This is a genomic window from Lysinibacillus sp. NPDC093712, assembly GCF_050280025.1.
GTDB lineage: Bacteria > Bacillota > Bacilli > Bacillales_A > Planococcaceae > Lysinibacillus.
Window position 1 is genome coordinate 450,650 of record NZ_JBNNUU010000004.1, and the last position, 13,005, is coordinate 463,654.

Annotated in this window: 11 protein-coding genes; 7 read left to right on the forward strand and 4 right to left on the reverse strand. The window is 35.1% G+C overall.

Annotated features, from left to right (window positions below; genetic code table 11):
• Nucleotides 1-33: 33 nt before the first annotated feature.
• The 3 genes from ACQKNX_RS17575 to ACQKNX_RS17585 all read left to right on the forward strand — a co-directional run bounded on the left by ACQKNX_RS17575 (nt 34) and on the right by ACQKNX_RS17585 (nt 2,438).
• Complete coding sequence (locus ACQKNX_RS17575) at nt 34-1,197, forward strand: DUF418 domain-containing protein (protein ID WP_427429994.1); 1,164 nt, start codon at nt 34-36, stop codon at nt 1,195-1,197.
• Between the two features lie 232 nt (nt 1,198-1,429).
• A complete protein-coding gene (locus ACQKNX_RS17580; protein WP_427429995.1) occupies nt 1,430-1,990 on the forward strand; it encodes an SLOG family protein in 561 nt (186 codons plus the stop codon).
• A gap of 133 nt (nt 1,991-2,123) precedes the next feature.
• Nucleotides 2,124-2,438: a hypothetical protein gene (locus ACQKNX_RS17585; protein WP_401019589.1), complete on the forward strand. Its 315-nt coding sequence runs from the start codon at nt 2,124-2,126 to the stop codon at nt 2,436-2,438.
• Between the two features lie 187 nt (nt 2,439-2,625).
• Here ACQKNX_RS17585 and ACQKNX_RS17590 read toward each other — a convergent pair whose 3' ends face one another.
• Nucleotides 2,626-3,891 carry an MFS transporter gene (locus tag ACQKNX_RS17590; protein WP_427429996.1) on the reverse strand — a complete coding sequence of 422 codons (1,266 nt, stop codon included), beginning with the start codon at nt 3,889-3,891 and terminating at the stop codon, nt 2,626-2,628.
• Between the two features lie 725 nt (nt 3,892-4,616).
• On the opposite strand from ACQKNX_RS17590, the gene ACQKNX_RS17595 reads away from it, so the two are divergent.
• Nucleotides 4,617-6,086, forward strand: a complete 1,470-nt coding sequence (locus ACQKNX_RS17595; protein ID WP_427429997.1) for a methyl-accepting chemotaxis protein — start codon at nt 4,617-4,619, stop codon at nt 6,084-6,086.
• Between the two features lie 718 nt (nt 6,087-6,804).
• On the opposite strand, the gene ACQKNX_RS17600 is transcribed toward ACQKNX_RS17595, so the two are convergent.
• A complete protein-coding gene (locus ACQKNX_RS17600) occupies nt 6,805-8,199 on the reverse strand; it encodes an L-cystine transporter (protein ID WP_427429998.1) in 1,395 nt (464 codons plus the stop codon).
• Nucleotides 8,200-8,392: 193 nt separating this feature from the next.
• Here ACQKNX_RS17600 and ACQKNX_RS17605 point away from each other — a divergent pair, with 193 nt between their 5' ends.
• Nucleotides 8,393-9,154 carry a glucose 1-dehydrogenase gene (locus tag ACQKNX_RS17605; protein ID WP_427429999.1) on the forward strand — a complete coding sequence of 254 codons (762 nt, stop codon included), beginning with the start codon at nt 8,393-8,395 and terminating at the stop codon, nt 9,152-9,154.
• A gap of 43 nt (nt 9,155-9,197) precedes the next feature.
• Here the strand turns inward: ACQKNX_RS17605 and ACQKNX_RS17610 are convergent, their stop codons facing one another.
• Nucleotides 9,198-10,148 (reverse strand): GGDEF domain-containing protein, encoded by a 951-nt coding sequence (locus ACQKNX_RS17610; protein WP_427430000.1) that lies wholly within the window; start codon nt 10,146-10,148, stop codon nt 9,198-9,200.
• Complete coding sequence (locus tag ACQKNX_RS17615; protein ID WP_427430001.1) at nt 10,114-11,007, reverse strand: EAL domain-containing protein; 894 nt, start codon at nt 11,005-11,007, stop codon at nt 10,114-10,116. Before ACQKNX_RS17615 ends, ACQKNX_RS17610 begins: the two co-directional genes overlap by 35 nt.
• 339 nt (nt 11,008-11,346) lie before the next feature.
• Here ACQKNX_RS17615 and ACQKNX_RS17620 point away from each other — a divergent pair, with 339 nt between their 5' ends.
• Together ACQKNX_RS17620 and ACQKNX_RS17625 are read left to right on the forward strand one after the other, a co-directional pair.
• On the forward strand, nt 11,347-11,532 hold the full coding sequence (locus tag ACQKNX_RS17620) for a hypothetical protein (RefSeq protein ID WP_139860532.1): 186 nt from the start codon (nt 11,347-11,349) through the stop codon (nt 11,530-11,532).
• On the forward strand, nt 11,522-12,940 hold the full coding sequence (locus ACQKNX_RS17625) for an amidase (protein ID WP_427430002.1): 1,419 nt from the start codon (nt 11,522-11,524) through the stop codon (nt 12,938-12,940). The genes ACQKNX_RS17620 and ACQKNX_RS17625 overlap by 11 nt, the downstream gene beginning before the upstream one ends.
• The last annotated feature ends 65 nt before the right edge of the window (nt 12,941-13,005 follow it).

The window sequence follows — 13,005 nt, forward strand, 5'->3', positions numbered from 1 at the left end:
ATATAAGTTAACCAATTAAGGAGAGAAAAGGCAATGACAGTAAATCGTGTACGCTTTATAGATACACTTCGCGGATTTAGTTTATTTGGCATTTTAATGGCTAATCTGCTTATTTTTCAGTTTGGCATTTATGGCAAAGATAAACTAGATCATCTATCAACTATTGATAATGGTGCTTTATATTTTGTTAAGGTTTTTATTGAAGGCTCTTTTATGCCCATTTTCACTATGTTGTTTGGCTTTTCCCTTATTAAACTTATACAGTCTATCCGTAACAAAAAAGGTAAAAGCCGCTGGTCTATTTTACGTCGTGCAACAGGACTAATTGCACTTGGGTTGCTCCATTCTATATTTTTATGGGAAGGCGACATTTTACTATTTTATGGATTTATGACTTTATTTTTAGTTCCATTCATAAATCGCAAACCAAAAACATTATTTATTTGGGGTAGCTTATTATTTTTAGTGGCGACAGCTTTAACATATGCCTCTGATGATATATCTACAAAAGAACAGAAAGAAATGGAAATATACGTGAATAAAGCTAATACCATCTATGCAAATGGAAGCTATCACGATATTTATGACTTCCGTTTAAACGTTATGCCTCCTGGCTCGGATGATCCACTTCTCTTCTATAGTTTGATCATATTCGGTCCGTTATTTTCCGCTCCATTATTTCTTCTTGGTATGGGTCTTGCAAAAAATCATGCCTTTGAAAATATGCAAAATAAGAGGAAATGGTATGTACTTGGTTCATTATTAGTACCCATAGGAATCACTTGTAAAAGTATAAGCTTTATAGCCAGCAACTTTTCTACTATGTTGCTCATAGGTGGCTCTCAGCTGTTAGCAGTTGGTTATATTTTTTTAGCTGCTTTACTATTCCAAACACGACCTATACAACATCTTTGCCCTGCTTTTGAAAGTGTAGGCAAATTATCACTGACTAATTATTTATTACAAACAATTATTTGCACGACCGTATTTTACGGATATGGACTGGGTTTATTTAGTAAGATAGGTGTGTTTGGCGGCATTATTTTTGGACTCGTAGTATATAGCTTGCAATGTGTTTTGAGCATTGCTTATTTTAAAAAATTTAAACGTGGTCCATTTGAAGCGGCACTTCGAATATGGACAAATTGGTCTTGGAATGGACGAATAAACAAAAAGGGGAGTATTTCTCATGAATAGCCGCTCTAAAGAGGATTTCACAGACACTTGGTGGTTTCTAGGCATTTGCTCCACTGTCGCTTTAGTGTTAACACTTTTTGCAGTTTAAACATTAAATACTTTCTTGGAAATAGCCTTATTATTTAAAAGTACCTAGGTAAATCAATTGCGTTGCATCACCTCATTCCATTCGTTTTCATACGCCCCCTGCTGTATACTGTTGATACATAAAAACAGCTTAGGGGGCGTTTTAGTGTTACAGCGAATTATTATTACAGGCTATAAACCACACGAACTTGGTATTTTTAATGACAAGCATCCCGGTATCCCCATTATTAAAAAAGCATTAGAAAGCCGCTTAAGAGCCTTATTGGATGAAGGTTTGGAATGGGTCATTATTAGTGGTCAACAAGGTGTTGAAACATGGGGTGCAGAGGTTGTCTTAACGTTAAAAGAAGAATTTCCTAATTTAAAATATGCAATCATTACCCCATTTTTAGAACAAGAAAAGAACTGGCAAGAAATAAAACAAGAAAAATATCAGTCACTAATTGCTCAGGCAGACTTTGTAACAAGTGTGACAAAAAAGCCGTATGAGGCTCCTTGGCAGTTTACTGAAAAAGATAAATTTATTATTCAAAACACAGACGGCTTGCTATTAGTTTATGATGAAGAAAATGAGGGCTCCCCAAAGTATATGAAGCGTTTAGCCGAAAAATATATGGAAAATCACGATTATGCTATTCTAACAATCAACTCCTACGATCTTCAGGTAATTGCAGAGGAAATACAGCAACAACAGCAGGATTGGTAGATAATCGAATATCTCCCCCTACAAGTTAGATAGACAAAAATCTTTAATACAGATAAATATTGATATAATTTTCTGACAATTTTATAATAGAAGGAATAGTACTTGTAGTTATTTTGAAAGGAGCTGTTGACATTTGAATAGAAAAATCGAAATGATTCTAGAGCCTTCTCCTGTGAATATTTCACACGATACGTATCGTCGTGAGTGCCAGTATACGCGAGGGATTCATATTGAGGAACAAGAGTTTAACGCCATTTTAAATGCAATGTGCCACGATTCACGCTTATATTTTGATTTCCATAATCCACGAAAAGAGATTAAAAAGGGAACTTATTTAAATGGACACTCCGGTTTAGCACGCAATATTTATGACTATTATAAAGCTCATTACGATATTGAATTGACGGACATTATAAATGGTAAAGATTTTTACGTAAAAATTGTTTAAGTGCCAGGCACTCAAACAATTTTGAATTCTCTAAATAAAAACGTACGGAAAGCGTAGCAAATTTTAAAGAAACTTATAAAACAATTAATCTTAAAACTAGTCTTCCAAAAGCAAAAACTACACCTCCCCTTGTCCAACAAGTGAGGTGTAGTTTTAAAAGCATTTATTCATTTAATGATGGTATGACTTATTTCCACAAGCCAGCTTTCACCATTTTTTCTTTATTGCCGAAAGCAACTAATACAGCAATAATATTAATAACTATCATGATCACAATGATGTATAACACAGGTGTGTAGCTTCCTGTAAAGTCAAAAATATAGCCATATGCTGGTAGTGCGATAATACCCGCTACTGCCAAGCCGATAGATACAGTTGAATAAATTTGACTGTAATCTTTATTACCAAATAATGCAGAAGTAATAGCAGGAGCTAATGTTCCGATACAAGCTGATACGAAACCAAATAGGCCAACAGCTGCCACAATTGCAATTGTACTTTGTACAAAGAATAGTAATAATAACATAGAAACTAACCCGATTAACATAGCGATAATTGTCGTGCTTTTAGCACCAATTTTATCAATTAAATAACCAAAGAGAATAGAACCTAAAAGTACGCCGACCATTAAAGCAGACATAACATTACCAGCAAATTTCACACTAAATCCTTGATTCACAAGATATGTTGGAATGTGAATTGAAAAACTTGCAACAGACGTAATAATAAAGAAGAACAAAAGTAATAATGCAAATGCTAATGATTTTTTAGCATCTGCGAATGAAATACCAGAATCGCTAGTATCTTTTTCTACTTTTTTCTCACTATTGTTTGTGTCATCAGCACCATAAGGTAATAAACCTTTATCTTGAGGTGATTTTCTTAAAAAGAAAATAATTGTCGGAACAATAATTACGATAGCTGCAACACCTACCATAATATAAGCACTTCTCCACCCTTGATTAGCAATTAAGTTACCAATTATCGGAGATGAGAAAGCTCCAATTAAACCACCTGATGCAGTAATAATACCTAAAGCTAATCCACTGCGTTGTTTAAACCATTGATTGATTAATACTGGACCTGCTAAAACTGTGATTAATACACCACCAACAGCTAGTGGAATCGCAAGAATATACCAGCCCCACACAGAGCTCATCATACCGAATAGAGCAAATGAACCTGCTTGTAAAATAATCGCAACAACAAGTAAAATACGCGTATCATACTTGGCCATTAACTTCCCGCCAATTGGTAAGAAGATCATCGTCACGATTGATGAAATACTTAGATATAACGTTAAATTCCCTAGACCTACACCAATGTCTTCCGATACTGATGGTAAGAATAGTCCTGCTGAACTGTTTAGTCCAGACTTAGCTAAACCAACTGTAATACATAGACCGATTAAAACTAGCCATGCAAAGTGAAACTTTTTCTTATTAGCACTCATTTCCCTATTTCTCCTTTTATTTAAAAGACTTTATTTTACATAAAACTACAAATTTCGCCTTTCGGATGTAATTTGACGTTTATGCAATGATACGATTGATAATTTGTTGTATATTTACATTACTTAACTTGCACTATTAGACTAAGCTATATGCACAACATTTAAGTAAGATCTACTTTATAAAAAGAATTTACGGCTTCCTTTAAATTGATTAAATGACGTGGAATCCTTGCGCACTGACATCTCAAAATGCTCCTACACTCTTTTTATTTAGATCTGCGGTAGCTTACTTTTGACATTTCTGCAAGCAATTTCGCAGTTGATCATTTAACCTCTAAAACCGTGCTACACTAGACTTTATCTTGCTTTCTCCCCACATAAACACCTCCAATAATTATGAAACTTTTGTGACCTGCAATTTATTTTAACACTAAACTGTTTAATATTAAATTAATTAATTTCACAGAATATTTATTTTTTAAACAAAAAACACTTGACAAAACCTTTTCTTTAATTTTTTAGGTTTTATTTTCCGCTCTATTTTTGCAATTTTTAACTAGGTAGTTCTAACTAACATCAGTGGATTTCAAAAATAAGTCTTTACTACTTCCTACTAAAATTAATATAATCAATCTTAATCATTAGTTTAACGGGAAACCATTTCCTTAATTAGTGATTAATAACTATTTCACAATAATAAAATAATAGGAGGTCTTTAGTGCAACATGATTGAGCAATTAAAGTTAATGGACTTGAAAAATAAAAATAAACTAATGCTTTTCACTTATTTAACTTCCACGATTCTAGGTTTAGTAGGCTCAATATCTTTAAAACCTGATTTTTGGATTATCCTTTTTTATAGCATGCAAATCATTTTTTACCCATTGATATACATAGTTAGTAACCGTTATAAGAAAGAAATTGTTTTCCCATATTTAATAGTTATCATTATGAATATCTTCAACATATGTTTAGTAATGATTTATGGTGGGGACCTATCCACTGCTCTTTCTATATTTTTCTTTGCAGTATTTTCTGCTGTTCAATTTAATAACAAAATTTTTAGTATTGGATATAGTTTAGGGTTAGTAACACTTATTTTAGTTTATCTTTTCCCTTCTCCTTCCTTTGAGTATTATTCTGGAAATATAAGTTCATTTGTTATCATTTATCTATTCACTGGTTTCCTGTTAACAATATTAATTCGTATGAATCAAAACCAATTTAAAAAGCTACAAGAGTACAGTGAAATTGCAGAAGCAGATGCTAAAACAAAAGAAGAGCATAAAATTCATTTGGAACGTGAAATTGGCGTTATTGCTGAAAGTATTAGTAAAATTAACGATAAAGTTCAGTTAAGTTTAAGATCACAAGAAGAAATTCAAATAGCTATGAATGAAGTTTCAACAGGTAGTATGATACAAAGTGAACAAATTTCTAAAATAGCAGACAGTGCGCAAAATAACTTAACGGCAATCCATTCAATGAATGAAATAACAGCCCGCTTAATAGATGACTCTGTTCAATCTAGCAACCTAGCAGATGAAGGCCAAAATAAAATCCATCATCTTACAACTGAAATGAATAGTCTTCAAAATGTTATTTCGAACTTAAGTGATAACTTCAAAACTTTAACTGGGAAAATAGAAGAAACAAATCAGTTTGCCAATGATATTCAACAAATAACTGAACAAACAAATTTATTAGCCTTGAATGCTTCTATTGAGGCGGCTCGTGCTGGGGATGCTGGTAAAGGATTCTCTGTTGTAGCTCAAGAAATAAGAAATTTAGCAGATTTAACGAATAATATTACTGTCAAAATCACAGAGAATTTAACGGATGTCAATACAACGAATAAATTGGCACAAATAAACATGAACAAGAGTAGTGATACATTACATCAAAGTGTAGAGTCTACAAAGCTAGTAAACACAAACTTTATACAATTAAGCGAAATTTTACATTCATTAAAAACTAAATTTAATGAGTTTGAGCATCTATCAAACGAAGTAGCTGTTAACAGCCAAAATGTCGACACATCGACAAATGACTTTGCTGCGATTATCGAGGAAGCAACTGCAACATTACAACAAATGAATGCATCGATTGAAAACATCACAGCTGACAACCACAGCATCGCAAAATACATTAATGATACAGCTAAGAGCACCGAAAATATAAAAAATACTTATTAAGGTATTTTGAAAAAATAGAGAGAACGAGAACGTTAATACGTTACCGTACTCTCAGACTGTAGACAAACTCGAAGTTTTTCGAACTTGTCTATAGTCTTTTTTTATTTAAAACTAATAAAGGGGATGACTACTGCCGTTGATTTCCGCTACGGGCGGGCGCTTTCCGCGGTCACATCGTAAGCCGCAACCCTCGCTAACGCGCGGTCTGTTGCGTCTTACGTACTGTGCGTTCTGATTGGAGTCGCCCCCCTCCACTCCAATCAACTTTATGTGTATTGCTAGCAGTCTACTATAATGGCTACTTGGACATGGCAAACAGCTTCATAGAGAGGGGATGCTTGAAGCGTATGGCAAGACGAAAGTAAGAACCCATTTTTTACAATAAAAATAATAAAAGGGATTAAGATTTCTATTCTTAATCCCTTTTGTCGACAAGCTGAGAGTATGAGAACGTTAATACGTTACCGTACTCTCTTTGCATTCCTAGCTGTTAATTTCAAGTCCAGGGACGCTTTATAGGGCGAAAATGGCACTTCTTATCGGCTGACATGGAGCATGCCACAGAAACAAGTGCCAGGCACTCACACAATTCTCCTTGAGGAAATGCTCCCGTAACGTTCCCCCCTCCCTACATCCCTAGCAATCTAAAACCCAATTCAACGCAAAAAAAGTATGCTAAAAATCAACTTAGCATACTTTTTATCACTTTTTAAAAAAACTATAAATCAGCTACTTGTGCACTAACTGCTTTATTATTATACACTTCTGTATCTAATTCTTTCGTTACTCGAGCAGTTGTAACACCTGCCGTCATTGAACCACTTACATTTAGTGCAGTACGACCCATATCGATTAATGGCTCAACTGAAATTAAAATACCTGCAAGTGCAACCGGTAAGTGAAGCGCTGATAGCACAAGAATCGCTGCAAATGTCGCACCACCACCAACACCTGCTACACCGAACGAGCTAATCGCTACTACTGCAATAACAGTAATGATGAAAACAGGATCTAGTGGATTAATACCAACCGTTGGTGCAATCATTATTGCTAACATTGCTGGATAAACACCTGCACAGCCATTTTGACCAATTGATAAACCGAATGAGCCTGCGAAGTTCGCTATACCTTCTGGTACACCAAGTCTGCCTGTTTGCGTTTTAATATTCATCGGTAACGTTCCTGCACTTGAACGTGAAGTGAAGGCAAATAATAATGTTTCAAGCGATTTTTTCACATACGTAAATGGATTTAAACCACTTAATGAAAGAATTAGTAAATGAACAAGGAACATAATAATTAATGCAACATAAGAAGCAATAACAAATTTACCTAAGTTGTAAATTGCCCCAAAATCAGATGTTGCTACTGTACGTGCCATAATTGCTAAAATACCATAAGGTGTTAAACGTAAAACAATTGTTACTACACCCATTATTAACGCGTGTATAGCATCTATACCTTTTTTAATGGTAGCTGCCATGTCTCCATCTTTTCGAGCGACACGTAAATAGGCAAAACCTAAAAATGCTGCGAAAATTACTACTGCAATTGTAGATGTTGAGCGAGCACCCGTTAAATCAAGGAATGGATTCGCTGGGAATAACTCAATAATTTGCGTTGGTAAATCTGGTGCAGCCATTCCTGTTGTTTTTTCTTCTAGGTATGCTCCACGCTCTGTTTCCGCATCGCCTTGCATAATTTGAGTAGCATCTAAATCAAATATTGTTGCTGAAAGAATCCCGACTGCTGCAGATACAGCTGTAGTACCGATTAAAATGGCTAAAATTAACGCAGCCATTTTCCCAAAATTTTTGCCAATTGTCATTTTCGTAAAGGCAATCAAAATAGAAATAAACACTAATGGCATTGCCACCATTTGTAGCAGTTTTACATAACCAGTACCGATGATGTTGTACCATGGCGTTGTTACGGCTAAAACTTCCGAATCAATACCATAAAATAATTGAAGTCCTAGACCAAGTGCTATACCTAAACCTAGACCAGCAAAAACACGATTTGAAAATTTCACGTGTTTTTTGTTCATAATAACTAAAATCCCAACGCACACAAGTAACAGCGCTACGTTAAGAATAACTTGTAAAGTTGACAATAGAAGGCCTCCTAAGATGTTTTATAATAATGTAAACCGAATTATATACTTATAATCCCTATTATTCAAGTATGTTTTATTAAGATTAATAATTTTATAAATGTAAGCGGTTTATTTATTTTGATTAAACGGCTGAAAAGGAATACAATCAAATTAGTTTAAAAGTAAACCGATTTTAAGGAGGCAAATGTTTATGGGAAAATTACAAGATAAAGTGGCGATTATTACAGGTAGTGGGGCAGGAATCGGTAAAGAAATAGCACGTAAATATGCACAAGAAGGTGCAAAGGTTGTCATTGCCGACTTCAATGAGGACGCTTTAAATGCAACCGTTACTGAATTTAATCATGCTGGCTTTGAGGCATTTGGCGTCAAAGTAAATGTCGCTATAGAAGAGGATATCCAAAAAATGATTGCTAATACCGTAGCTCATTTTGGTCGTATAGATATTTTAGTCAATAATGCTGGAGTTGGTGACAATATGCAGGCAGCGGCAAATGTTGAAGATGCTGTATGGCAACGTGTTATGGACATTAATGTAAGCGGTGTAATGCGTGCAATTCGACATGTATTACCAATATTTATCGAAAATGGCGGAGGAACGATTGTTAATATGGCTTCTATCGCTGGATTAACGGGTGGTCGCGGTGGACTAGCATATACAACTGCTAAACATGCAGTTGTTGGTATGACGAAAAATATTGCTTCTCACTATGGAACGCAAAACATCCGTTGCAACGCGATTGCACCAGCACATGTAGAAACAGGTTTTGCAGCAACGATGACTAATGTAGACCCATTTGGTATGCAACAATCTGTGCGTGGCGTTCAACTTATGCCAAAAGCAGGTCAGGTTTCAGACATTGCAAATATTGCCCTATTTTTAGCTTCTGAAGATTCTGCTCTTATTAATGGTGTAGCCTTAGCTGCTGATGCTGGTTGGAGCGCTTATTAAGATTTCTATTAAAATAGTATTGCATAATAAAAACCTACTTCGTTTAGTGCACGAGGTAGGTTTTTTTGTCATTAATTAAATAACAGCTTCCAAAAATTTTTTTACATTCTTTTTTTAAACGTGTTACTGCATCTGACAACTGATTAACTGTAGTAAATTGCTGATACTCATTTGTAATAACAGCAACGGACAACGATGTACATGTAAAATGCTCTAATTTCCCAACTCTATTTGGGACTTGTAATTGCACCAAATCTTCAAGCTCATAAAAATCAATTATTTGGGCATCAAACTCTTCAATAATCGTTTGGCAAATGCTAGCTACTTCATAATGCGGGAGAATAGCAACAAAATCATCGCCACCTATATGTCCTAAAAAATCTTCTATTCCTGTAATGTTTCTATTAAGGATATCTGTTAAATAGAGCAAAATCTTATCTCCTCTATTAAAACCATAGGTGTCATTATAGGTTTTAAAATGATCTAAATCAAAATAAATTAGGCTATATTTTTCAAGCAGTAGTGCCTTTTCTAGTTTTTCTTCAATTAACTTATTGCCAGGTAAGCTTGTAAGAGGATTTAAAAAGCTTGCAATAGCTACTTGTGTCTCTACCAGCTTTAACAGCAGTTCTCTAATACTAACTACACCAAAATATAAATCTTTTTTAATGACAATGACATCATCATATAGGTCCTCTGCTCGTCGGTCCATCGCATCCGTACTCACTTCAATAATAGGTGTACTACAATCTACAATTAGAGGGTTTTCTTTCATAATAAGTTGATTTTGCCGCCCCATAAATAAATTATAACCATAACGTGTACCAATTTTTTGATAGAAATGTGTGCGTGTAATATGTCCAATTGGTTTGCCATCTCTTACAACAACAACACTGCGCAATGATGGATTGCTCGTAAAAAGTAAATCTACTTCTTTGTTTTTTACAAATTCATCAATACTAAGAACGTTTTCTATGACTTCCCCTATCTGCATAGTCATCCACCCTTATTTCCCCAAAATGTATGTCTTTTGATGGCTTCCCTATTGCATATCCCTGTGCATAATGGATGCCAATGTCTTGTAAATAATCGAGCTCCTCTTGCCGTTCAATACCTTCTGCAATAATTTTCGTTTCTGCTTGCTCTGCGTACGTCATAAGTAAGGTCACAAGCTGCTGCTGCTCACTGTTTTTATCGATAAATTGAATTAATGAGCGATCCAACTTAATAAATTCGGGCTTTAAATAAATAAGTGTTTTTAAGCTATTGTAGCCCGATCCCATATCATCCACCGCAATACGATAGCCCTGTGAACGATAATGTGATAATACTCGTTCAAACTCCACAAAATCTAACACAGCACTGCGCTCTGTTAACTCAAACACTACTTGCTGCGGCTTAATGCCTAGCTCTTTTAACAATTGTAATGTCTCACCACTATTATATTTCTTATCTAGTAAGACGTTCGGATGGATATTGAGAAAGAGCATAAAATTTTTATTTAGCATTTCTCCATGAAGACGCTCTTTGAAACGTTGCAATGAAAGGTTACGACAAAAGCATTCAAATAAAAATACGCAGTCCGTTTGCCCTACAAATTCATAAAATTGGTCGACACTACTAAATAAATCGGAAGGCGTCGGTCGATTCAGCGCCTCAAATCCCATTGTTTCTTTCGTTTGTAAGTTCATAATTGGTTGAAAAAAAGTATGTAAATCTTTAGTCTCTATAATTTTTTTCAATGTCTTTAAACGTTTTATATATAAAGTATTGTTTTGATGCTGTTCATATAAATGATTTAAATATAAAAAGAAACTGTTTGTTTTTACGTTTTGTCTCACAGCAGACTCCATTTCACACCTCTTAAATTGGTTATTAGTTTTATTGTAAGCTTTCTTTGTAAATGTGCTGTGAAGTAGTTGTAAAAAGAACAAAGTTGATTTCTAGACATCGTAAAAATGGACTTCGCTTTCCGCAGGCAAATTGTTTGAGTGACTGGCACTTTCGCACTGTCAAAATTCAGAATTGTTTGAGTGACAGGCACCTTGACAAATATTTTTGTTAACTTATGATTAAAGTAGTGGCATTTTTCTTTCTTTTCTGAAAATTATAGTTTGCTAGTAAATTTTTTTCTTAGGTCTTTATAGGACAACCTATTGAGATAAATTATTTTTCAAGGGAGGATCATGTTAATGAGCTTGTCTATTCAACAACTATTGGAGAACAAAGGAATTACAGCAAAATCTGAACACCTTGAACTACTAAAAACACGGTGGGAAAGTATGCAATCACTTCGTAGCAATTTAGAAGGCATTGCAATTGATGATGCGGATATTGCTATTCGCAATATACCTGGAGGTGACCACATTGAAAACTGATTTACATTTAAAATCTGTAGAAGAACTGGCGCCATTAATCGAAAACAAAACACTTTCTCCTGTCGAATTGACGAAAGAAATTTTAAACTTTGCTGAAGAAAGCCAGCCAAAAATTAATTCTTACATGGCCTTTTACCACGAAGAGGCTATAGAGAATGCTAAATTGGCAGAGCAAGAAATTTTAAATGGAAATTACCGAGGAATGTACCATGGAATTCCGATGGCTCTAAAAGATAATTTATACTTTAAAGATAAAATAACGACGATGTCTTCAAAAATCCATAAAGATTTCGTCTCAAATTATGATGCGACCGTTGTTGAAAAGCTTCGGGATGCAGGTGTTATTTTCACAGGGAAATTAAGTATGCATGAATACGCTTGGGGCATTACAAATAATAATCCTCATTATGGACCTGTACGTAACCCATGGGATCTTGATAAAATTCCTGGCGGCTCAAGTGGTGGTTCAGGAGCAGCAGTAGCGGCAGGTGCAAGTGTAGCCTCATTGGGAACAGATACAGCAGGTTCTATCCGCATCCCTTCTTCAGCGTGTGGTATTGTTGGCTTAAAACCTACTCATGGTCGTGTAAGTAAATATGGATGTTACCCGCTTGCTTGGAGTTTAGATCATATTGGACCTATGACAAAGACGGTAAAAGATGCTGCAGCTATGCTGGAGATTATTTCAGGCTTCGATCATCGAGACCCTACATGTGTAGATGTACCAGTAGATAGTTATTTAAATCAGCTTTCTGGTAATGTAAAAGATTTAGTCATTGGTGTTAATGAGGATTATTTCTTTAACCGCGTTGACTCAGACGTTGAACGTGCGGTTCGCGCAAGTATTCAAAATCTAGTAGACCAAGGAGCGAAGGTGGAAGTTGTTAAAATCCCATCCTTGCAATATGCCGAATGGGCAGAGCTCGTTACTTCTCTATCTGAGGCGTCTGCAATCCATCACTCAGATTTACAAAAGAGACCACAAGATTTCGGTGATGATATTCGTCTGTTATTTGAGCTAGGTGAATTACCGTCAGCTGTTGATTATTTACAAGCTCAACAAGTACGTAGACAAATTAAACAAGAGTTTACGCAAATATTCAATCAAGTGGATGTCTTAATTTCACCGACATTACCAATTGTTGCGAATACGATTGGCGATGACTTTGCAGAGCTAAACGGCGAAAAGGTCGACTTAATCGACAATATTATTCGTTTCACTGGGCCAAGTAACTTAACTGGATTACCAGCACTTTCTGTTCCGTGTGGATTCAAAGGTAATTTACCAATTGGTTTACAAATTATTGGACCCGCATTTAACGAAGGTCGTATCCTAAACGTAGGCTATGCAATTGAGCAAACAAATCCATTAAAAAATCGAAAGCCTAACCTTTTTGCTAACATTTAAAAAATATGTAACCGTCCATTCGTGGGCGGTTATTTTTATTCATTGCAAATAAAAGCCAACAACTA